A 23,624-nucleotide genomic window follows, 5' to 3' on the forward strand; every position below is an offset into this window, starting at 1 on the left:
ACATCCCATTTCCGGGCAAGCCATTTCCATGGACAAGCAGACCCAGAACAATTTCGTCCTGGGACGGCGACTTGGATATTATCAACGACTTTCGGACATGGACGTTTCCATGAACCGTGACTTTGTCGGTAAAAAGCTGGACAGGGTCAAGGGACAGGATCTTGAAGGCATCTTCCATAAACTTCTGCGGTTTATCCGTCAGCATGTTTGCTGTTGGATTGAGTCATCCTCCAATTATCCACGGCAACCCCGACAACAATACCTGAAATTACCGTGTGACAATAGGTGTCCCTTTTTTCACTTCACCCAATTCATTCATACCTTTTTGCGGAGATTCAAAACGTGGTTGTCATATTTCAAGAGGCCCTTGCCGTAGTTGTAGCGCATATCTATTTCAAGACCCAGGCTGTTCTTCACTCCTGATGTGCCTGTATGATCCGGGTTATAATTGAATCGAGCCGTTTCGTCAGAGCATTGCTGACCCTTTTTGCAGGAAATACTGTTTTCTTCACAAGCAGGCCCTGTGCTATGCGTCAGGGTTTCCATGATTCTCTTTTTTTCCGGAACAGACTGAACCGCATTGATTGTTTCAATAATGCCATCGGCAAGCGTGTTAAACATATTGATCGGTAGGGAAACGGCAAGCTCTCCATCGTCGAATTTTCCGTATCTTCTTGTGCCATTACACATCAATGACATATTGATATCGTTTGTATGAAACACCTTTGATGTCATATCAGAACACATGGCTTGGTTACTATAAAAACTGAGATTCCGTGGTGCTCCGTATTTGTAGGCATATCCCTGGAATATCCGCATGACAGTCTGCGCAGAATCTACCATGATAACAAGATCCGCATGCTGCATTTCTTCCAGAGGACCAAGTTCAACACCATAAATATCCTGCTCAATGTACATCATTGCATCAGCAATGCTTTTCCCAATGGACCGGGTTTCAGCAAGTCCACAATAGTCAAAGCTTCTGCCTTCACGCATGGAAATGTCAGGTTTCACCAGACCGATGGCCGCACGTGCATAGTCGCAGGTGACAAGGTGTTTATCTACCTTGAAATGGTTGCCGTCCAATGCCTGCCGGACTTGATAGCAGTAGGGTCCCCTATGTGATGCAGGGGATACTCTGCAGTTGTCATAATCTTCTTCAAAGTCGAGAAAATGTACCCCCACAATTCTATGCTGCAGGCCAAGAGCTGTCGTCATTCTCCATACATTGGTATTTTTCATGGATAAATCCTGGATTTTAGTTTTATGCTGTTTTTTGCCCTATACCCTATAGAAAAATCAGGGCTCAGCCAGGCACGATCATCTGGAAAACCTTCCACGAGACGTGCCCGGCTGAAAAGGGGGCACTGTTATTTGTCTGAGTTATCTACCCATACGTTCCAGAAAAATGGTTGTCCATACGCCTGGAAATCCTTTATCCGTTCATTGGCACCATAGAGGCGAACATCATTGAAACTCTTGATGTAGGGAACTTCTTCCCAGAATTTGACATAAAACTCCTGAACAATTTTATATCTTTCCTGCTGATCAGTTGCAACTGCCATTCTTTCAAATATTGCATCCATTTCATGTGATGCCTTATCATCCCATCCGGTTATCCACCCATTAGTGCCTGTCCAGGGTTGAAAGTTTTGAGGGTCGGGAGTCATATCACTCCATCTGCTAATCTTGAGATTCCACTTTCCGCTTTTCAAGTATTCATAAGCAGTTGCCCCATCAAAGAGGTCAATGGAGATGTTGAGTCCAATAGCTTTAAGCTGGTTTTGCAAAACAAGTGCAGCGTTACTTTCGTAGGTGTGTGCTTTGTCGCCAATGATACTGATTTTTTCTCCGTTATACCCGGACGCCTGTACCAATTTTTTTGCTCTTGCTACATCGTGGACGTTGTACATACCTTTGCCAGCGTCAGCGTCGTACCAGATGTTGCCTTTTTTGAACCAGCTTCCATCCTCAGCATACCAGAATTTTTCATCACCAATTTGCGCCTGAGCCAGCTCTTCATCATCAATAGCAATAGCCACTGCCTGGCGCAGACGTTTGTCGTTAAATGGAGGTAAGGCACAGTTGATAGCAATAACACTGATGGTACCATCATTGCATATAACTGGTTTGATGCCAGGATAATCGGAAAGCGTACCGTACTGTTCTGTGTTGATCTCGTCTATGAAGTCGTACTGACCACTTTGAAGTCCGGCAATACGAACGCTTTCTTCCGGCACAAAAACCATGGTGATTTTATCAAGATAGGGAATTCTTTCACCGGTAAGTCCGGAAATTTTTCCTTTTGCAGGTGTATAGTTTCTATTTTTTACAAGGATTACCTTCTGCCCTGGAACATACTCTTCAATACTGTATGGCCCGGTTCCAACAAATTCGGTAATGATTTTATCCCCAAATTGATCAAGAATTTTCTTTTCCCGCACATACAACCGCTGACCCGATACCTGGGAAGCCATAATACTGAGAATGGGTGCATAAATCTGATTCAGCGTGATCCTTATTGTATCACTATCTACGATTTCAACGCTTTGCACTTTATCTTTGATAGGGGCACCTGCCTGGTTCATTTGGAACCAGCGGTCAATAGAGGCTTTTACGTCTTCAGCATTCATCTCATGGCCATCTGAAAATTTCACGCCTTTTCTCAGGGAAATATCATACTGTTTCGAATCACTTGAAAGCGTGTAGGACTCAGCCAGATACGGTTGAGCCTGGCCGTTTCCGTCTGTTTCAAAGAGACCTTCATACACGTGATTCATGACCTGGGTGGCTTCCCATTGTGTACCATAATCAGTATCAAGATTTTCAGGAGCTTTTTGAAGTGCAATTGTAATTTCTCCACCGGAATGAGGTCCGTTGGAAACGGCAAGCGCCTGGCCTGCTGTTAACGAGATAGTTATCGCAAGCAAAAAAAACAACAGTATGGATTTTAGTAAGCTCATATATTCTCCTTTTTTTAAAGAATGAGAGGTTTATATTACTGGTCTGAAAGAACATAATGTTCCTGATTTACTTTTCTTTTTGTGCTCGAGTGCTCTTTTACATCACGAAGCGCTTTCTGATAGATCTCAGTATCTTTTTGAACATTTGTTGTTACGAATGCATCTGCATTTTTGAGAGTGGGAAGTGATGCAAGTAATAGTTTGGTATAACTGTGTTGTGGATTTTCAAATATATCATCTCACGTACCTTCTTCGACAATTCTGCCATTGCACATCACACCGACCCTGTTACTCATATAACGAACAACCGATAGATCATGTGATATAAATAGATAGGAAAATCCATGCTCTTTCTGAAGTTTTTGCAAGAGACCAAGAATTTGAGCCTGAACGAGCAAATCAAGTGCCGAAACCGACTCATCACAAATGATCAACTTTGGATGAGTGGCAATTGCTTTGGCAATACAGATCCTCTGCCGCTGCCCGCCTGAAAACTCATGGGGGTACTTATTCAGATGCTCTTTAGCAAGGCCTACGCTCAGAAGCAATCTCTCCGCTTCCGCTTGAATATCTGAAGTTTTTTCAACCCTGATTGAAATGGCCTCAGCCAAAAGTGTGCTAATTTTCATTCTTGGATTCAGGGAACCATACGGATTCTGAAAAATCACCTGAATGTTATGTCGTTTTTTACGCAGTTCCCGTTTGCTCAACTTGTTTATGGGAACGCCTTTAAAAAGGATTTCACCTTCGTCAACCTCCAACAACCGCAGAATCAAACGCCCGGTTGTTGTCTTGCCACAACCGGATTCCCCCACAAGGGCATAGGTTTCACCTTCACGTATCGTAAAGGAGACGCTGTCTACTGCCGTAATCTTAGAGTTTTTCGAAACGAAACTTTTAGAAATATTTTTAATTTCGAGCAAGGGGAGAGACGTTTTGCATGAATCTCCCTTCATCATAACATTGTTCAGGCGGTCGTATGTTTTCTCTGACATATTCATGTATAATTCAACTACAATTCCAGCATCTTACAAACCCAGGCCCACTCATTTTTTGTGTCAGTGGGGGATGTTCGCTGTAACATTTTTGTGTACAGAAAGTGCATCGTGGAGCAAACTTGCATCCCATGATACTTTCTCCCGGACGGGGCACATTACCCGCGACAAGGGTCAGCTCATCAGCGCCGTTATAGAGTTCTTCAGCAGCATTTATAAGGTTTTTTGTATATGGATGAGAGGCCTGGCCTATGATATTGTCCTTTGTGTCCTGTTCAACAATCTCTCCACCATACATAACCGTTATATTCTCGGATAAAGACGCAATGACCCCCATATCGTGCGAAATAATCAGAAGCGCCATGTTATTGGTGCTGATCAGTTTCTTGAGAATTCCAAGGATTTGTGCCTGGATGGTGACATCAAGAGCTGTCGTGGGTTCGTCTGCAATGAGAAGCTCGGGATTACAGGATATAGCGATGGAGATAGCAACCCTTTGGCACATACCGCCTGAAAGTTCGTGGGGATAAGATTTGAGTGTTTTTTCCGGATCCTTAATACCCACGTCCTGCATGAGCCTGATACACCGCTTATGAATCTCTGTCTTACTCAGGCCAAGATGCAACTTGATGGGTTCGGAAAGTTGTTGTTTAATTGTAAAAAACGGGTTGAGACATGTCATAGGCTCTTGAAAAACCATACCAATTTCTTTGCCGCATATTTTTCGCAACCTTCTCTCTGATAACTGGTTTAAGCGAATATTTCCCCAGTCTATGCGCCCCTTATCGATATAGACGTTGGGTTCGGTTAGCCTCAGAATACTCATTGCGGTAATACTTTTACCACATCCTGATTCCCCTATTATCCCCATTGTCTCGCCATTATGGACAGTAAGGGATACATCACTGACAATTTGAGTTGTCTGCTTTTCGTCTGCAGCTACAACACTCAGGCTTTCTATTCTCAGAAGGCCTCGGCCCTTAACATCTGATGCAAAGTCTGAATCCTTGTGGGACTTCACGTTTTTTTGAGAATCAAAATGTATACGCTTGGGATCCATTAATTCTCTTAACCCGTCCCCCAATAGATCAAGAGAAAGGACCAGCCATGAAATCATGAGCCCTGGAAAACAGATGATCCAGGGCGCAGTACTGATATAGTTTCGCCCATCACTGACCATTCCGCCCAGACTCGGCGTCGGGATCTGTATCCCAACGCCTAAGAAACTCAGGATTGATTCATTCAAAATGGCCATGGCAAAAGTATAGGTCATCTGTACGACCAGCGGGGAGGCGATGTTGGGGAGTATATAGCGAAGGATAATGTATGTATCTGGTTTGCCCAGGACTTCTGCCGAATCGACGTATTCGGTTGCAAGAACTTCTGCTGTTGCATTTCGTACTACCCGGACGATCATTGGAAAGTAGGAAATGGACAGGACAATAATAATATTTCTCATGCCTGCTCCCATAATCCCGGAAAGTACGATAGCGAGGATAATTGTAGGGAAAGCCATGATGCTGTCAACAACACGCATGATGAATTTTGAGGTGATGGGATAATATGCAGCACTTATGCCAGCAATAATACCCACGAGTCCGCTTATAAGCGTTACGGCAAGACCAATGGTGATGGAAATTCTGATGCCGCAAATTACTCTAGCAAAAACATCACGCCCAACATCGTCAGTCCCCATCCAATGAAGAGAGCCTGGGTCCGTAAACCGCATGGCCGGGGCCGTATGTAAAGGATCAAAGGCAGAGACGAACGACCCGATAGTGCTGAACATCAAGATAATGGTGAGAAGCACGATTCCCGTGAGAATATACGCATTTGTTTTCTCTCGTAATTTAAGAATCGTTTCCATTACTCAATATCATGTTTGATTTTGGGATTCACGCAGGCGCACAGAATGTCTGTAAGCATATTTATGACGATGAAAATGACGGTGACAAATATCAATGTCCCCTGAATAACAGGATAATCTCTGTTGAGTATTGAGGTGATGGTAAGATTGCCCAGCCCGGGGATGTTGAATATTTGTTCGATGACCACTGCCCCGGCAAGCATACTGGCAAAACTATAGCCAATAACTACGATGATTGAGGGCAAAGCATTTTTCAGCGCATAATAATAGATGACTTTCCGCTCGCTCATGCCAGCGGCCCGAGCTGTCCGTAAATAGTCCTGGCCTAATATTTCAAGGGTTGCGACCTTGGTCATCCGCGCAATCTGACCACAATACATAATGCCCAGAATCAGGCTGGGAAGGAGCAAGTCGTAAAACGCTTTAAAAATGCCGTACTTGCCAATAGGATGATATCCCGCAACAGGGAACAGGTGGATCTTGACGGCAAGTAACTGGATCATGATAATTGCCGTCCAGAAAGCTGGAACAGAAATGGAAATAAGGATTGGTATGGCGAGCAGATTTCTCACCACTTTCCCATGAATGCGTGTGGAAAAGATGCCAAGGGGGATACCTATTATAACACTGATCTGGGTTCCGAGAATCCCCAGGAGAAATGTGGGTTCTATGCGCTTTAAGATCAGCGAAAGTGCTGGTTCGCCCAGAGTGATGGAAGTTCCGAAATCACAAAGGAAGAGATTTTTCAGCCAAGCAAAGAACTGTATGACTAAAGGTTGATCAAGCCCTAAATTTTTTGTCATCCTGGCAACTTGCTCAGCGGGTGCCTTATCTCCAAGCAAGTTTCTGACTGGATCACCCGGCATGATATGTATGACAAAAAAAGAGAAAATGATGACCATTACAAGTAGTGGCAATGAATGAATCATTCGTCTTGCAATGTATGTGTCCAAAAACAAACTCCATTTCAAGTAAATCAGGACAAATTTAAAAGGAATACATCTAACATGATCTGCAGGCGGAAAACAAATCGTTTATCTTGATATAACGCGGCTATATATATAGGAACATGCGATCAAGAGATAGAGCATACCGAGAAAATGCGCAAAAGGTAGAGAATGCAGGGGGAAATCGCCTACTGACCTGTATTTACAACAAAGCATGGAGCCTTATCGCCACCTGTGAAGATAATATGCAGTATTTGCCGATTCCGAATATTCTATTCAAACGCTGGTGCAGTGGGGGCTATCTTTCGTTGATAATGAGTAAAACAGGCCACTTGGATTCGTTGGTGGCTCGCGCTGCTGAAAACCGAAATGGTTCAATTTTTCAAGTATTTTTAAAACAATATGTTGGGGTTAAAAAAATTAATCATTATTAATTGAATTTGATCGGTAGTGCCAACAATCCCGTATTCAGGTATTTTTCCGATCAAACGCTCTTGTTGGCAAACCTGGCAGCGACACATCATAGACGTATCTATGGGGTTGCTTTTCCTCTGAACTTTTATCGACAGAAAATAGAATGAATACAATGGATATTTTTTACAAATTTTTACCATATGGATTTTTTTTGAAATTGAATTGAGGGATTACGGTGGGCTACGCCCAAAATCATCTATTTTCCGGGATTTTTCAAAATTTACTCAAGAATCTCAAGCTATTTTCTCTCCAATTTTTCAGGCCTTGATTTTTGCCTTGACTTAAGTTTATCCCTCCTGATACAAGCGCAACAGGTTGTGGCCGTGCCCGGTTGGGGGCATATTCTGGCATCTTGAGTATTTGCTCATCTTTTGCTATACCTCGCTTGGGAAAAAGCAACTTCCTATATGTTATATGTTTGCAGGCATTTTTAACAAAAATGAACATGTTTTTTTCTTGTTTTTACCTGTTGGGCGTCGATAAGTACCCTAAGCAAAAAACTGGCGCAATCAACCGGATCGCCTGCCTGACCATTTGATAGATTATGGAGATAAGAATGAGACAGTGGATTCAAACAATTGTTATGGGGCTTGCGGGAATAATATGCACCGGGTTGCCTGCATGGGGATTTTCAACGGATGCGCCGATTCAGGCACCACATAAAATTTTATTTTCAGATCATGAGCTGTGCGTGATCGCGGGAAAACGAGATGCCAATGCAGTTTCAAGTACGATTGTTACGGCCCAAAAGGATTCCTATGGGGAATGGGGCTGGTCGCCCAAACCGTCCGCGGGAACGGTTGATGAAAATATCATCAACACGTTTGGAGTTGATCATGCCACCATCACCAGATCCCAGATAACGACCACAACCGGCAGGTTCAGCCGGACCGATCATGAGCAGGTGGCCTATATTACCTCCCATCTGGATGCCAACACCATCAGTATCGCCGTCAGGGAGCCTGACGGGACTGAAACCCTAAATACGGAACTTTCAGGGTATGTGGCCAATGACACGGATATGGATTGTGCTTCCGGAGCGGATATCGACGAAACCCTGGATGACAATGGATTCGGCTACGATGATCTTGTCATTGCCAGGAAAAGTACCGACTACTCGGCCTCTGTGGTAACGGTTCTGGATAATACCCTGAGTAAAACGCTGGGTGAATTATCTTTCCCGATCCCCATGAATACGGACACCGGGCATCACATGTCCCAGACCGTTCAGGTGGCGTTGGGCGATGTCACCGGAGACGGAAAAATCGAAATCTGCGTGGCCGTGATCGCCACACCGAGCACAAGCGGGGCTACGGAATCAGCGGCTCTGGATTTGTATGTTTATGGCTACGATGTGGAGACCGATGCCGAAAATCTGCAACTTGCGGAGCGAAGCCACTTCCAGTCGACCCTGTATGGCGAGGAATTCTATTGTGACCTCGCCTGTGCAGACATCAACGGCGATGCAAAAGATGAAATCGTCCTGCTGACGGTGAGAAGCCTCCACGCATATGCCGAAAATGCCTCCGACTCCCTGACCACTCTTGCCAACTACCGGATCAATGAGGGGGGCAGTATCACCCACGCATCGAGGATCTATCTTGCGCCGGGTCTTTTCAAATACAACCCCGATGAAGGCTACACTGCTTTCAGACGCCAAATTGCCGCCTGCTGGCAGGAGGCCACGGGATCTCCCACCCCCTATCAGCTGAGATGTAAAATTTTTGATTTCAATGACGTGTCTTTTTCAATCATGCGGGATTACCGTTTCTGGGAAAACGATTCTCACGAGTGGGTGTTTCACATGACCGCAGGAAATTTCCAAGGCCATGGCGCGGATGGGGAGAGTGATTCAAAACTTCATCAGATCGCGGTTGCGGCCATTGAATCCAATGCCTCGAGTTCCAGCAAGAGAATGCGTGTCAGGGTCATTGATCCGCAAACGGAAACCACTCTGGATAACACGGGGATTGCCCTCTCGGGGTCTGTGTCCACGAACATGGCCGGATCGGTGACCCCGAGGATCCATGCCGTGGATACCGACGGAGACAGCTGGATGCTGGGGTATCCACTCCTTCTCGATATTTCCGACATTGTGGTGGTGGAAAACATCTTTCAGGAGCCACCCAAACATATAGACTATTTGCCCGATGATCCGGCCCGGCCGGATGGGCCCTGGTCCATTGTCAATGTCAGTGCCACGGACAAATTCAATGTTGAATTCAAGGATGAGCAAGGCCAGACCCTCTCCTGCGATCAGACAGACACGTCATCCATCCTGGCCAAGCTGGCCGGTGGCTATACCGTTACGGCCGGAGTCAGTTTGGGGGGTGTGACTAAGGGCAAGCCCGAATCGCCGTTTGCGGAAGCTGAAATTTCACAGAAAGTCGTTTTTTCAGAAACCCACAAAACCGATATTGAACGACTGAACAGTAGTTATGCTTCACGAACCGTGTCGATCCGGAGCAAAACCACCCATGATGACTTTGTCAAGGGAACCCATCGGCAGGTGGACATCTGGTCATACCTGGTCCTGGGATATGATAATGACGAAGAGGATCCCGACTACCCCTACCGCAGGGTGGAAGTGTCCGTGCCGGGGCCCCGGATTCAATTCAGCATGGGGGGCAAGGATATCTCTGACTGGTACCAGCCCCTGCACCAGAACAACAATATCCTCACCTATCCCCATGCCGGTTCCAACATCTCTTTCATTCCCGAAGACCTCGGTTATTTCCAGCTGTCCGACGGAACTGCGGTGGAGAGCTGCCTGAACACACCGACCATGCTGAATTTCGGCAGCACCGACCAGACCTATGCGCTGAACTGGAGCAGTGAGCTGGGAAATACCTACAACTCGTCCTGGGAAAACTGTTATGGAAATTCCAGCGAGGTGACGGCCAGCATCGGTTTCTCTCCCAAATTTCCCATTGCAAAAAATGGGTATATCGGCTTTAAAGGCGAGATTAAAGCAGAGATCGACTGGAGCATCGAATCGGCAACAAAGCAGACCACCGTCACCAAAAACACCAACGCCTCGTCAACAGGGATCACGCTGAGTATCCCTTCCTCGCCCGGGGACAAAGCCTATACCTTTTCCACCGCTGTGTACAACACGGCCAATACCGGAACGCTTAAGGTCGCCCATGCCGTGGATCCCTACGGCTCGACACAGGGGGCATCCTGGTGGCTGCAGCAGTACGGCCGCAAACCCGATCCGGCCCTGAACCTGCCCTTCCGGATTATACAGAATGACGACGGGTCCTATAGTTTGAACCAGAGGGATACGAGGATGCGCTTAAGGGGGTTTATCATGCAGTATGGTGACGCCGACGCGATTATAGGGCAGGACCAGTATCCCGTATTGAACGGCCCCCCGGTCTCCGGGCAGCTCATACGTCTGACGGCCCGCATCTACAACCTGGGGCTCAAGCACGATGTGGACAATGTCACGGTGCTGTTCCAGGCGGTGGAATTGGACGATCTGGGATATGAGATCGGAGACCGCATTGACATCGGGACCGACGAGGTAAGCCTGCTTTCCTACGAGGCGAACGAAGGGCCCTCCATTGAGGAAGCCGCGGTATTCTGGGACACCACCGGCTGGAGCACGGAAGGGACCTACCGTTTCTACGTAACGGTCGATCCGGATAACAGCGTGGATGAGCTTCATGAATGGAAAGATGCATACGGAGCGAAAGTCGTCTCCGGAAATAACGAGGGGTACTGGCCTTGGACCGGTAACGGCATCCATATCATGGATGTGAAAACGGAACCAATCGTTCAGGGTGCGGCAAACGACCAAAATTCGGAGGAGTCCCTCTCCCTTGACGAATACTCGCTGGCCGTGATTGTTGAGGATGAAGACGATACGGAAGCAATCACAGCCCACGGCTCTGCAAAACTTGAATGCAATCAGACCTATCGCCTCAGGCTCCATATCGTAGGAAATGAAGATCAGTATTCCTTCAAACATGTGTTTTTCACAGAAGGTCCACTGGAAGAAGAGAACCTCATCGAATTCCGTCAGGCCAGTGTCAAGGAAGGAGACTCCTATGTCTGGGCCGACTGGACCCCCACCACCCCGGGGGAGGTGGAGCTCCATGCCAAAGTCATGGACGATGACGACGCCTACGAGTACGTGGATACAATCAAGGTAACCGTCATGTCCGACTCCGACGATGGATCAAGTTGTTTCATCTCGACACTGCTGAGATGACGGTCGGCTTGATACCCCCAACGTTGCAAACGTTGGGGGTATCAATTTACGTTAAGTCCACACCGCTCATGCGGTACAGATGCTCCCGGGCATCGAAGGTCAACTTTTTTGTCGAGGCTTTGGAGAAAAACCACCGGCTACCCGATCATATTCACATTGGTTATGTTTACAACAACTTACCATTTTTATCCGTCTTCATGCAACATTCGGGACACCAATAGGAGAACCTGTCTTTTTTTTGATAAATGAAATGCCCAAAGCACACAACTACAGAAAGATAACAAAAGGGATGAATACGCCAGGAGCAATAAACCAAGTTACAAAAAACATAGGAAGAGCCAATAGTAGACCTAAGATTCCACGCTTTTTTAAATCTATGACTTTGATTTTTGAACCACATTTACTGCATTTAATTTGGCTCCTCGCTGTTTCATGTGGGTAGCGTATAATCCAGCTTACCCGCTATGGGATAGATCATGGTTGCAATTATCAACATTATTTTTTATGTTCGGGCTTAATTTAACAAGGCCGTTTTCATGAATCTGTCACCCGGTAAATTGTGAGAATCCAGCATATGCGAGGCATCGATCTATTCCAGTTAGCCCTGAACTTGAAGCCACCGTGGGAAATTGTATCCGTAGACTTTGTTGAGCATGATGGGAAGCCAGACGCAGTTGAAGAATCCTGCTGTGATATGTCGCCGGCTTTTATCAGCGGCATCGGACAATACTTGCCGAAATCACAAATCACGCTTGACAAATTTCATGTCATGTGAAATCTGAAATATCTCCCCCCGTCTCACCATGTCCGATAAAGTCAAAGCTGACAGTAGGTGTGCCGTGGTCATTCAGGGATTGACGTAGACGTGAAAAACGGGCACCAGATGATTTATCGGCACCATGAAGAACTACAGTCTCACACCCTGTTCTGTAACTGTCTCCTCTAAGGACGAATTAACCAAAAGAAAGTTGGAAAGTTTTGAGACTCACTCGCTTCTTTTCTCCTCGTATCGAAACACTTATGTTGAGCAACGTAAACATCTGCGGTTTACCCGTCAGCATGTTTTTGTTAGACTCTCCGCTTTTATCATTCTTATATTATTTCTTTTTTTAGATAAAACATCTATGCTATACAACCATATTGATTTTCAATGAAATACTTTTCTCAGGTGGCGGTCCGAGACCTTCAACTCCCCGGCTAGATCGGCAACGGAATGGAAATTGAGGTAACCGTCGTAGATCATCTTTAAGAGCGTCTGAACCGTAAGGGTACCCGATGCATTGCCGTTATAGTAATCCCAATTGATATCCGGCCGACACCGCAGGCAGGGCCGGTAGAATTGGTCCAGGGCTTCCGGGGTATGATTGATAACAATTGATCCCTTTAAAGCTCATGACCAGGATAATTAAGCATGAAAAATGTCTTTGGCCTGATCCAGCGTTTCTCGTACCTTTTGGGCCAGATCTCTCATTACAATCGGTTTCATTAAAAACCCCCTTATACCAAAAGATGTGGATTTTGTCATAAGCATATCCGAACTAAACCCAGTACAAAGCAATACAGGAATATTTGGCCTTATTTTAACCATTTCAGCCGATAGTCTGTCGCCAGGCATGTTTGGCATAGAGATATTGCTAATCACCAAATCAAATTTTTCTGGGCTGGCACGAAAACATTCAAGCGCTTCAACACTACTGGTACGGGCAGTAACTTGGTATCCCAAACGATTCAACATCTGCTTTTCCATTGAAATTATTTCGTTTTCATCGTCCACTATCAGAATTTTTTCTGTTCCGCCAATGAGTGGGGTTTGGGCCTCGTTCTCAAATGCTTGATAAATGCCCTTTGCCACTGGCAAATATATGTGTACGTCTGTTCCTTTTCCAGGCTCGCTATGAACCTGAATAGAACCATCCATGCTTGCAACAATACCATGCACGACTGAAAGTCCCATCCCAGTTCCTTTACCACGTTTTTTAGTGGTAAAAAATGGATCGAAAATATTTTTGATCAAATCATTATTCATCCCTATACCTGTATCCCTAACTGTAAGGCAGGCATAAGTCCCTTGTTTCATGCCGGAAATGCTCGTATCTAATTCTTCGATTTCGACTTCTCTCAGGCTGATCTCCATTACCCCGCCAGTTTCTTCCATTGCATGGTAGGCGTTGGTTGTGAGATTAATTACAATTTGATGAATTTGTGTAGGATCTGCTTTGACCGCGCCACAATCAGGGGGAATGTCTTGTTTAATTTCTACCATTTTGGGTGTTGTAGATCGGATAAGTTTTAATACTTCTTTGATAACAGGCTGCAACTTCATAATTTTAGGATCATTTTTCTCTTGGCGTGAGAATGCCAGTATCTGTTGCACAAGAGCTTTGGCCCTCAGAGCACTGGCATGGATACATTTAAGATTTGATCGGAATGGGCTATCTCCTGGCAAATCAGCTAATAATATGTCAGAATAACCTAAAATAGGAAAAAGAATATTGTTAAAATCATGCGCTATCCCACCAGCAAGGGTCCCAATCGCTTGCATCTTTTGGTTTTGCAGAAGTTTGGTTTCAAGTTCTTCTCTCTTTTTGTCAGCCTGCTTGCGCTCAGTTATGTCCTGAACAAAAGATACGGAAAATTTTTTTCCATTGTATTCAAACAGGTTGGTAATTACTTCTACAGGGAAAATTTTACCATCCTTACGTTTATGGACAGTTTCAATTGTGTTAAATTTATTCCGACATAGGGTCTGCCATAACGATTCCCATTTTTGCTGATTTAAGGTTGGATCTATGTCTGAAATAACCATTTTTGACAATTCATCTTTGGTATAGCCAAGCTTTTTTGTGACCTGTTCATTGACGCTCAAAATCCTACCATCAGATGATAAGTGATTTATTCCAATAGCAACTTTGTCAAAAACGAACTCAGTAAGCAGTAAAGAGTCCTCAAGCTGCTTGTGCTTGAAATCGGATTTCTCTAATTCCAGGACTCTTTGCTCAAGCTCTTCATATGTCGGTTTTTCAGCCATGGGTATCCCTTTGATTTAATTTTGAATCGACTTACACATACGTGCATTACGCTTGAATCTCACCAGATTTAGCAATACTCATGAAATTCTTCACAGGCTCATGTCAATTTTGATCCATATTGTGGCCCAATCAGCATCATATAATTTTAATGTTTACCAGCCGCGCAATCCTAAAGCAAGCGCATATTACAAGTGTGTCGAAAATCTTTTTGAAGAATTGGAACAGGTGTGGAACGACATGTATAAATCCCGGTACGGCTATTGGCGAACTTATATCATGAATGTGATTTATATATATTTGGACTGTGGAGATCTTCATTTCGGTTTTGCCAGGGTCCGTTGTGAAGACTGTGGCCATGAATATTTATTGGCATTTTCCTGTAAGCGCAGACATTTTTGTCCTTCCTATCATCAGAAAAAAGTTGTTGAGTATGGAGAATGGCTGCTGACTAATGTTTTAAAGAATGTTCCCTATAAACACTGGGTTATAAGCATTCCAAAACGGTTGCGGATTTATTTTCTTTATGACCGCAAATTACTGTTCCGGTATTTGATGAATGGTGTTGATTTTTTTGAATTTGGCTTGAAGGATTACGGTGGACTATGCTCAAAATCAGCTCAAATTTGAAGTTTTGTAAACTTTTCCAGCAAATATCAATATCGTTTCTCTTTTCTTTTCAAAAGCTTGATTTTTATTTTGACTATATCAAACCTCCCCTGATGCAAGCCCAGCATATTGTGCTTGTATCAGGGGTGGAGTAACATTTTAAGCTTTAGGGATTTTTGATGCTTTATTTGACAAAAAGCAAGTTCTTATCCTTCCTTTCACCCCACATTGAAGGGGGTTCCCATTTCTGTCGACACCAGGTATAAGGGCCATGGGCGGTTATCTCATTATCAGCGGCAAAGCCGATCAGATCTTCAGGTTGGAATCAAGGGAATATGCCTTTTACCTGATTGCAGGTGTATTGAATCCGTTTGTCTATTATCTGATGGTGATGAAAGCCTATGACCTCCTGCCCACCCAGGTGGCCCAGCCCATCAACCATACCTGGATCATGACCCTTTCTCTGCTTTCCGTTCCCCTGCTCAAACAGCCCTTTACGAAATCCCAGGTCACCGCCACCCTGGTCTGTTACCCAGCATGTAAAGCCACATTACCAGCAGCAGATAAATTTCTGGCAATCCTCTGAACGCATGCTCGAAAAAGTGCCTGGCCGCGATTTCAGTAACCATCAGAATCGTCACGGCAATACTCAGAATAAAACATGAGATATTCAGCAGCTTTTTTAATAAGCAGTCAATAAATTGCATCATTGCCCCCTTACGGTGTTATGGGTTTAAAAATTCACGGGCTGGGTAATAAATACAGTGCGATCCCAACCCGTAACGGGAGTATGATTAAAGCTTGCTGGCGTTTTTACGGATCTGAGCCATCAGTTCTTTTTCAACGATTTTTTCCATCTCCGTCCACTACACCAGTCTGGATGGCCGTAAAGAGTTCGATCCATGCAATATCCGCGGTCTGGTATCCAAGGGTCTGGACCACTGATTGCTTTTTAAAGTAAATCTCATCGGGGGTCCAGTTTTTTAATGATTGGTGGAATCTTTCCTGGTTGTAATAGGGGAACCAAGTTTTCAATCCGCTGCGAAGCTCAGCCCCATTTTGAAAGGTTCTCAGGTATATGCAAAAGCACTCATAGAAAAAAAAGGCCCTATACCAGAGAGGGTATGAGGCCGTTTTTGTTTATGGAGGAAATTATGTGAATTGGGTACGTGTTACCCGTTAGCAAAGATTTGGTGGACATCCTGTGTAAAGAGGGCAGCTTCCTTTGATGCCTGACTTTCTATTTGTTTTAAGTCTGGCTCAATTCTTCTAATCCAGGGAACCCATGGCGGTGCTGGGGGGATTGTTCATTCTCTTTTTCATCACCGTCAACGGGGTCTGAATGGTATAAAACAGAGCCAAAATCAAACATAAATAGCTAAATTTATAATATGTCAATTAAATCTTTTCAACACCCTTTAATACAGATACGGCGAATCCCAGAGGTTAAGAGTTGTTCCAAGACCCATTTCACAGGCCTTTTTGTAGATGTCGAAGCCCCAGGCGACATCATAAACCGGCATGCCGCCCATTCCAAAGAGAATGATTTCATCATCGTTTTGACGGCCGGTTTTATTACCGGTCACAATCTGACCCAAGTTAACGATCTGGGAGACATCCATTTTTTTTTCATGTATCAAGTCCAGGTAATAAGTCCCTATCAAACCTATAACCGTGCTGTAGGGATATTCCAATTCCTCCTCCCAGGCTTCGTACATTTTCCAGTTATCAATTACCTTTTTCGCCCGGTTTATTACAAAATCCTCATCCATACGGATGCTGGCAGGCAACGAAACATATGCACCCGGTTTTATCCAATCTCCATTGAGATAGGGATACTCTTTACCTGAAGTAGCGATGTTTATCACATCTGCGTCCCGAACAGCGGCTTCAAAATTGTCTACGACTTGAATGTCCTTGATTTGATGATACGTTTCTTTAATAAATACGGATAGTTTCTCAGATGCGGCGGGAAACAGATCATAAATTTTTACGGTATCCATCTCCTTACAAACGTCAACCAGAGACATAAAGCTAGTGCGACTGATAACACCTGCACCAATTAAGGCACAGACTTTTGAATCGGGTTTGGCCAGGAATTTCGCTCCTACGCCGGGAATTGCGCCGGTTCGTATAGCACTGATCAGGTTGGCCGACATTAAAGCAATGGGTGCGCCAGTATCCGCATCATTTAAAACCGACATCAGGATCGAACGTGGCAAGCCCTTTTCCATATTATCGAGGTTGGAACCATACCATTTTTCGCCGACAACGTTGAAACGCCCACCAAGGTATGCAGCCATTGCCATAAAACGCCGGTCAGGTCCGTTTTTGGGCATATTGGGAAACTTGGGATTATCAGGAAATGTTACCAAAACCCCATGAGAATTTTGGTTTTTTCCGCCCATTACATAATCACCTTTACCCAGCAGATGAAAAACTTCGGTCATCACCTCAACACAGTGATGCATGTCCGTAACGCCTGCTTTCACCATTTCTGGTTCATTTAAATACAAAAAATCAATTTTCGTACTCATTTTTTCCTCTCCAAAAAGCCATACTTAATTGAAAATGAATAGAACAGGATTGCTTAACTCAACTTTCGGTGTTGCCATATCTGGTCAGGCTTGCGTTATTGCCATTTGTCAAAACCATGGAGCCTGATAAAAAACTCAGCCTTCAATAACACAAACCTGACCCCGTTGGTTCACTAACAGTCAATTCAATTTCGAGGAACAAATCTGTCATAACGGAATTCATTTAGAGAAAGGCTGGGTTCACCATCAACAATTAATTCCGTAATCAGTTGTCCCACCGCTGGGGAGATTCCGTAGCCATGTCCGCAGAAACAGGATGCAAAAATGAAACCTGGAAGCTCATCGACCTTCCCCATAACCGGAATCTTATCCGCTACTATCTCCAGAAATCCTGACCACGAACGGACGACGTTGGACCGCTCCATCCATGGAAAATAATCCAGAATGGCCCGACAACAGCAAGGGGCCGTATTGCTGTTAGTTACCGCATGAGAATTTTTAAACGCATAGGGTTCCCATCCGGTCATTCCCCCAAAAACGAATGAGCCGTGTTTGCTCTGGTGCCCATAGAAATCTGCCCCCGCTGTTCCCAGCATCTGGGGAAAAAGCTCTGGCTGTTGGTCCGTTACCAGGCATTCCAACAGCCAAGGCTGCATGGGAAAATCCAGCCCAACTGTCTGAGCCATTTTCCGGGATCCGACTCCGGCAGCGTTCACCAGAACAGGAGCTTCATAGATATCTTCATCCGTGCGTACTCCTGCAATTTTTCCCTTTTGGATCCGTATTTCGCGAGCTTCTTCTCCCACTATGAATTCAGCGCCCAATTGCAAGGCTTTTTTATAGAATGCCAGGGTGGTAAGCAAGGGGTTCGCGTGACCATCTGTTGGACACCAGCTGGCAGTAATAATAGATTTGGAAGCATAGGGCAGAATTTCCCTCACCGAATCATTATCCAACAGCTCCATTTTCAGCCCCTGCTTGTTCTGGTCTTCCACCATTTTTCTTAATACCCGAGCATCAGCTTCCGTTTTACCCAGTCTTAAATTGCCACCCTGACAATACTCCACATCGCAACCCAATTCTTCAGACAGCCCAGGCCAAATATTTTTCACAGCATGTATGGCCAAAGGAAGTTCTCTTGGGTCTCTGGCGGACTGACGCACGCCACCACCATTCCTGCTGGATGCTCCGGCCCCGATTTCAACACCTTCGATAACCAGAGGTTTTACCCCTCTTTTTACAAGGTTATAGGCAATGGCACAGCCGATAACGCCCCCTCCGAGTATGATTACATCCGCCGTTTTTTTCATTTCAGTTAGCCTCCTTGTTCATACCGTCCGCTGCAAGAACCATCATGGAAAGAGGACGGACCGGTGTCCGGGGAGTCGGTAGTCCTACTTCCGCCAGAGAACAACCCAGTTCGGAGGCGATAAAAGCCCGGATAATCCTGGTACAGGTTTGTCCTTGGCAAAGGCCCATCCCGGCACGGGTTTCCCGTTTGATTTCATTGATTGTTCTCAGTCCGCTATGAATGGCTTTCCGTATATCACCACGGGTAATCTCTTCGCAACGGCAAAGAATAAGATGATCATCATTCCGGGGAATATAGGAACCTTCGGGACGCTTTCTTAAATGTTCATCTGTCATACAGTTATACCTCCCTTCCCGCAGCTGCGCCCAGAGGTTTAAAAAATCTTGCTGTCATTGATAACTCCTTGGGAGCAGAAATCCAAAGTACTGCTGTCCCGTCCATCCCTTTCGTTTTCTGGGTTCTGACAATCTTTCCGGTTCCGACCTTTTCTCCAGCCCTATTGGTCAAAGAACCTTCGTCTCCGGCTACGGGAAGTGGGTAAAATTCATAGGGGATTCCGATTAAGACCTCTTCATCATTATACGTTTCATCGACCAGGAAGATCGCCTGTCCCGGACAAGCTGCCACGCACATTCCACACCCGGTGCACTGCGCATTATGATTAATGGTGGGCAAATCCGTCATCCTATCACTTACATGAATACAGCCTTTCACACAGGCCTCCCGACAAGGGTCGCATGGAATATTCTGGGTGCATTCAATCACTGGGGTCATCCCTTTTAACCGCGTTGCCTGATCGGGAACCCCGGGAAACAACTGGATTTCATCCTCACTGAGATAGCCTCTGTCAAGCAGTTGTCTGGAAAGAAGGATTCCCTCTTCCGTGTGGGTGACTAAGGTATTTTTCAACTTATGACCGAATTGTCCCCCCCGCAACTGTTCTAAACTCCCCCTGAAGGCTTCAAACCGGGAAGAAAAATCTTTTTCCTGCAGATATCCCTGATGTACTGCTGCCGCCGCCCCGGCGATTTTTCCACCAAGCATGGCGGAGCTGGCTTCTTCAATTCCGGAAACATCCCCGGCAACCCAAATACCAGGTACCGTAGTGGCACCATAATCATCGCATACGGGGACGAATCCCCCTTTTCTCGGATCTTCCACAATCTCGCATCCGGCGATTTTACTCAGCTGGAACATGGGAGAGAGACCGACTGCCATGCAGACTGTGTCTACTTCAATATTTTTTTCCGTTCCAGGAATAGGCTGCCATCTATCGTCAACCCCGACAATTATAGCCCCTTCCACCGAATTGGTTCCATATACTTCCTTGATGGTATGACTCAAATAAAAGGGAACGCCGGTCCGTGCGATCTTTGACGCATGAACTCCGTAGCCGCCGACGTGAGGTGACGCATCAATCAGTGCCTTAAGATTACATCCAGCCTGTAAAAGCTGCAAACCTACAACAACTCCCACATTACCGGAACCCACCATCAGAATGTTTTTCCCCGGACGTACTCCATGTAAATTGGCCATCGTCTGGGCAGCGCCCGCTCCCATAACGCCTGGAAGAGTCCATCCCGAAAACGGGATCATATTTTCATTAGCGCCTGTTGCGATAATTATTCCGTTTGCCCTCAAGTGCTCCACATAGTCGTCTTTGGCAACCACCAGTTCCAGACCGTCAAAAATACCCGTAACGATGGTATTTAGCACTACTTTTACACCAAGCGCTTCCGCTTCTTTCAGCAGATCCTGGCCGATTTTGTAGCCCCTTTCTTTTGCCCGGTGTTCCTTGGATCCGAAAAATTTATGTATCTGTTTAAACAGTTGTCCCCCGGGTCTCTGGTTTTCATCGAAAACGACCACTTCCAATCCATGCCGAGCAGCTTCAATGGCTGCTGACAAACCAGCAGGCCCGGCGCCGACAATCGCTAATTCTATTCTTTTCATCCGGCAATCCTCTCATCAGGCGTTTTTTTTACCTCCGAAGCCGCCCTGGTACCATGTTGCGTTTCCACTACCATTCCGGCTTCCAATGGAGTAACACAAGTACGAATATTAGACCTGCCGTTTACAACCATGACACAATCTGTACACCGGCCAATAGCACAAAAGATACCTCGTGGTTTGTGTTCTTTGGTGGTATACCGATGCTGAATAACACCTGCAGCCCTTAGTGCCACAGCAATAGGTTCCCCAGCAAAGCCCTTCATTGGACAGCCGTCATAGGTAAACTCCACACTCTTCCCTTTCTCAAAGGAACCCAATATCGGATGATTTTCTATTCTCATAATTACATTCCAAAAGCATATTTTTCTTTTGCCCGGTCTCCCTTGCTTCAGAAGTTTCCCGGATGTATACTTTATATCGGCCAATCGTTTAAAGCTCACTTAAACAATCGACAGGCGGTTACAGAACTAAAAATGCATTCATAAAAACACTATATATAGTGATCCATTCTTTAATCAATAAGCATATGTGGTAACATACCTTCCAAAAAATGGATTCCGTAACAGCCTGTCGAGTTCCTATTTCAGTCTAATCATTAACATCAATTCCTTTACGTTCACTCAATGGTTGGGTGTACCACATTTTTCCAAAAACAGCCGTCGCCAGACAGACTGCAATTGCCGCAGAGAGTATTCCGACAACAATCCACCCCTGACCGGATACCAAAGCAGCGGGAATCAATGTCCACATCAGAATCTCTATAAAACCAATGAACGGTGACATGGCCGTGTCATCTATTGTTCTCGACTTGTTTTCAGGATCCACAATACGCAGAAGTACAAAGCCAATGGCAAAAACACCGGTGCAGTAGCCGTAACAGAACAGTGAACGTTCAAACCAACTATCCCTATTCATAAGATAGCCCAGGGGAAGCATAGTGATATAGATGCAAACAAAGCCACAGATGGCTAAAACAAGCATTGGGAGGGCATAGGCGATAATCACTGAGATCTTGATGGATGAAATCCCGAAAAATACCAGAAGGTCTGTCGCTGCACCGGATATTCTCAAGTTAATGCGGGTATCAATATAGTCATATACTTTCTTTTTTCGGAAAATCATGAAAAAAGTCATACCCAAGATAAAGGAAATTGTGAAAAAAGGAATTCCTTTCACGACATAAACCGACAATATTTTGGTATTAAGCAGATAGGCAATTCCTGAAATCGCTACAACAATTGCCATGTGAAAACCAAGAGTATCAAGACTGACTGAGGAAATCGTTTCATTGCCGATTGATTTCTGGTTTTCCTTTTGAATTAAGCCTGTTTTTAAATCCCCGCTGATAAAGCTGAAATCTTTGATATATGCAGTGTATCCTTTACGAGTTGCCCATTTAATAAACGCAAGGCCTCCGAATATACCAGCCAGGATGCCGACTGTCGCAAATGTCATTCCGATATCGGTGGCATCCGCCCATCCCATATCTACGAAGGTTTTTCCAACTGCTGCCGCGGTTCCGTGTCCACCGGTAAAACCGGCAGCCAGCATGATCCCAATACCGGGATTTATGTCGGGTACAAGCCATTTCAAAAGTGTCAAGGTGACTGCAATAGGGATGGCAAATTGGATAAAATAAGCAACAAAACGAAATAGCTGGTAGCTTGCCACCCGCTTAAACACCTCTCCTGCGGAAACGCCTTTACTCGACTCAAAACCATTTACACCGACAATGGTGAATATCAATATAATAAGTACGTATGTGTAAGACCCGATTGCTGATGAAAAAGGTAGAATGTCCAATACCTGCTTGCCAAGAATAAATCCTAAAATGCCCGCAATCATACTGGCTGGCATAAAGAAACGTTGAAAAAGACTGACTTTTGCGCGTAAAAATTGCCCAAACAAAATTAATATTGAAGCAAATGTCAAATCAGTTAAAATGTCAAAAACAGTCATTGTTCCTCCAAAAATAGATTTTTGAGTAAAAAGGATTGCTATATTACGAGCTTGGTGAATCTTTTATTTTAGCTCCGTAATCATAGCCTCATTATGAGGTGCACCAATATAATTAATATTGATATGTGTTTTTATAATACTTATAATAATTCATGTCAATATAATTTCGAAGCTTTTTCCAAGCCGATTTGTTTGGTTGATAAAATGCGGATAATTATCTATATTTTGTTCAAATGATCTTATTCTGTTGAAATCTCAGTACCGATGAAGAATCCATTCTTCACCTTCTGTTTTAATCATCAATGAAATAAATGCAGGAATGAGATAATATTTTTGAACTTAGCTGGAGATTTTGGTAAATATTCGGGTTGGTAATGTAAATGTTTGGCCAGTGCCCCATGTTCGTTTGTTTGGAACTGCGTGGCATACAAATGCTATGTGAACAGGCCAAAATAGGCGAAGATGGGGCACTGACCGGATATTTACACATTTTGTCCTGCTTTAGGTTGGTAGCCTTTTTCAAATCTTGTATACGTCCAAATTCAGCATTTAAAAAAAAGAAAAAAACTTGCAACACAAAAATCGAAATGTAAGATATATGTAAAAAAGCAACACTTCCTTGATTGATTATAGTAAAGAGTTTAAGTATCTATTTCTCAACGGTTATCCATATGCTGAAGAATATCGGGGAGACCAGTTGAAAATTGAGTGAATATTGTGATAAACACATCTGTTAAATCCAAGCAGAGACAGGTGTATGATT

18 protein-coding genes and 1 pseudogene are annotated in these 23,624 nt (G+C 44.7%); 5 read left to right on the forward strand and 14 right to left on the reverse strand.

Annotation, left to right across the window (positions count from 1 at the left end; translation table 11 throughout):
• Positions 1-315: 315 nt before the first annotated feature.
• The 6 genes from ACYQ2M_RS21745 to ACYQ2M_RS21770 all read right to left on the reverse strand — a co-directional run bounded on the left by ACYQ2M_RS21745 (position 316) and on the right by ACYQ2M_RS21770 (position 6,778).
• Entirely contained in the window at positions 316-1,242 is a 927-nt protein-coding gene (locus ACYQ2M_RS21745) for a DUF169 domain-containing protein (protein ID WP_459918495.1), read from the reverse strand.
• Positions 1,243-1,370: 128 nt separating this feature from the next.
• Positions 1,371-2,963, reverse strand: a complete 1,593-nt coding sequence (locus ACYQ2M_RS21750) for an ABC transporter substrate-binding protein (RefSeq protein ID WP_459918496.1) — start codon at positions 2,961-2,963, stop codon at positions 1,371-1,373.
• 35 nt (positions 2,964-2,998) lie between these two features.
• Positions 2,999-3,196 (reverse strand): hypothetical protein, encoded by a 198-nt coding sequence (locus ACYQ2M_RS21755; RefSeq protein ID WP_459918515.1) that lies wholly within the window; start codon positions 3,194-3,196, stop codon positions 2,999-3,001.
• Positions 3,197-3,202: 6 nt separating this feature from the next.
• Entirely contained in the window at positions 3,203-3,964 is a 762-nt protein-coding gene (locus ACYQ2M_RS21760; protein ID WP_459918497.1) for an ATP-binding cassette domain-containing protein, read from the reverse strand.
• Positions 3,965-3,971: 7 nt separating this feature from the next.
• Positions 3,972-5,825: a dipeptide/oligopeptide/nickel ABC transporter permease/ATP-binding protein gene (locus ACYQ2M_RS21765; RefSeq protein ID WP_459918498.1), complete on the reverse strand. Its 1,854-nt coding sequence runs from the start codon at positions 5,823-5,825 to the stop codon at positions 3,972-3,974.
• Positions 5,825-6,778: an ABC transporter permease gene (locus ACYQ2M_RS21770; protein ID WP_459918499.1), complete on the reverse strand. Its 954-nt coding sequence runs from the start codon at positions 6,776-6,778 to the stop codon at positions 5,825-5,827. Before ACYQ2M_RS21770 ends, ACYQ2M_RS21765 begins: the two co-directional genes overlap by 1 nt.
• Before the next feature lie 116 nt (positions 6,779-6,894).
• On the opposite strand from ACYQ2M_RS21770, the gene ACYQ2M_RS21775 reads away from it, so the two are divergent.
• The 3 genes from ACYQ2M_RS21775 to ACYQ2M_RS21785 all read left to right on the forward strand — a co-directional run bounded on the left by ACYQ2M_RS21775 (position 6,895) and on the right by ACYQ2M_RS21785 (position 12,240).
• Positions 6,895-7,206: a hypothetical protein gene (locus ACYQ2M_RS21775; RefSeq protein ID WP_459918500.1), complete on the forward strand. Its 312-nt coding sequence runs from the start codon at positions 6,895-6,897 to the stop codon at positions 7,204-7,206.
• A gap of 596 nt (positions 7,207-7,802) precedes the next feature.
• Positions 7,803-11,465, forward strand: coding sequence for a hypothetical protein (locus ACYQ2M_RS21780; RefSeq protein WP_459918501.1), 3,663 nt, complete (start codon positions 7,803-7,805; stop codon positions 11,463-11,465).
• 574 nt (positions 11,466-12,039) lie between these two features.
• The gene (locus tag ACYQ2M_RS21785) at positions 12,040-12,240 is read left to right on the forward strand and encodes a transposase (RefSeq protein ID WP_459918502.1); all 201 of its coding nucleotides are present in this window, start codon (positions 12,040-12,042) and stop codon (positions 12,238-12,240) included.
• A gap of 630 nt (positions 12,241-12,870) precedes the next feature.
• Here the strand turns inward: ACYQ2M_RS21785 and ACYQ2M_RS21790 are convergent.
• Positions 12,871-14,493 carry a hybrid sensor histidine kinase/response regulator gene (locus ACYQ2M_RS21790; protein ID WP_459918503.1) on the reverse strand — a complete coding sequence of 541 codons (1,623 nt, stop codon included), beginning with the start codon at positions 14,491-14,493 and terminating at the stop codon, positions 12,871-12,873.
• Positions 14,494-14,593: 100 nt separating this feature from the next.
• Between ACYQ2M_RS21790 and ACYQ2M_RS21795 the strand changes: the two are divergent.
• Together ACYQ2M_RS21795 and ACYQ2M_RS21800 are read left to right on the forward strand one after the other, a co-directional pair.
• Positions 14,594-15,034, forward strand: a pseudogene (locus tag ACYQ2M_RS21795) (transposase zinc-binding domain-containing protein); the annotation flags it as partial.
• A gap of 337 nt (positions 15,035-15,371) precedes the next feature.
• Positions 15,372-15,686, forward strand: a complete 315-nt coding sequence (locus tag ACYQ2M_RS21800; protein ID WP_459918504.1) for an EamA family transporter — start codon at positions 15,372-15,374, stop codon at positions 15,684-15,686.
• A 254-nt stretch (positions 15,687-15,940) separates the two neighbouring features.
• On the opposite strand, the gene ACYQ2M_RS21805 is transcribed toward ACYQ2M_RS21800, so the two are convergent.
• The 7 genes from ACYQ2M_RS21805 to ACYQ2M_RS21835 form a co-directional block, all read right to left on the reverse strand.
• A complete protein-coding gene (locus ACYQ2M_RS21805) occupies positions 15,941-16,180 on the reverse strand; it encodes an integrase core domain-containing protein (protein ID WP_459918516.1) in 240 nt (79 codons plus the stop codon).
• Positions 16,181-16,518: 338 nt separating this feature from the next.
• Positions 16,519-17,637, reverse strand: a complete 1,119-nt coding sequence (locus tag ACYQ2M_RS21810; RefSeq protein ID WP_459918505.1) for a tyramine oxidase subunit B — start codon at positions 17,635-17,637, stop codon at positions 16,519-16,521.
• Positions 17,638-17,822: 185 nt separating this feature from the next.
• Positions 17,823-18,947 (reverse strand): NAD(P)/FAD-dependent oxidoreductase, encoded by a 1,125-nt coding sequence (locus ACYQ2M_RS21815; RefSeq protein WP_459918506.1) that lies wholly within the window; start codon positions 18,945-18,947, stop codon positions 17,823-17,825.
• Between the two features lies 1 nt (position 18,948).
• Positions 18,949-19,284: a (2Fe-2S)-binding protein gene (locus ACYQ2M_RS21820; RefSeq protein ID WP_459918507.1), complete on the reverse strand. Its 336-nt coding sequence runs from the start codon at positions 19,282-19,284 to the stop codon at positions 18,949-18,951.
• Between the two features lie 4 nt (positions 19,285-19,288).
• A complete protein-coding gene (locus ACYQ2M_RS21825; RefSeq protein ID WP_459918508.1) occupies positions 19,289-20,902 on the reverse strand; it encodes an FAD-dependent oxidoreductase in 1,614 nt (537 codons plus the stop codon).
• Positions 20,899-21,243 (reverse strand): (2Fe-2S)-binding protein, encoded by a 345-nt coding sequence (locus ACYQ2M_RS21830; protein ID WP_459918509.1) that lies wholly within the window; start codon positions 21,241-21,243, stop codon positions 20,899-20,901. The genes ACYQ2M_RS21825 and ACYQ2M_RS21830 overlap by 4 nt, the downstream gene beginning before the upstream one ends.
• A gap of 247 nt (positions 21,244-21,490) precedes the next feature.
• Positions 21,491-22,861, reverse strand: coding sequence for a sodium/glutamate symporter (locus ACYQ2M_RS21835; RefSeq protein WP_459918510.1), 1,371 nt, complete (start codon positions 22,859-22,861; stop codon positions 21,491-21,493).
• Positions 22,862-23,624 lie beyond the last annotated feature (763 nt).

Source organism: Desulfocicer niacini (assembly GCF_054657595.1).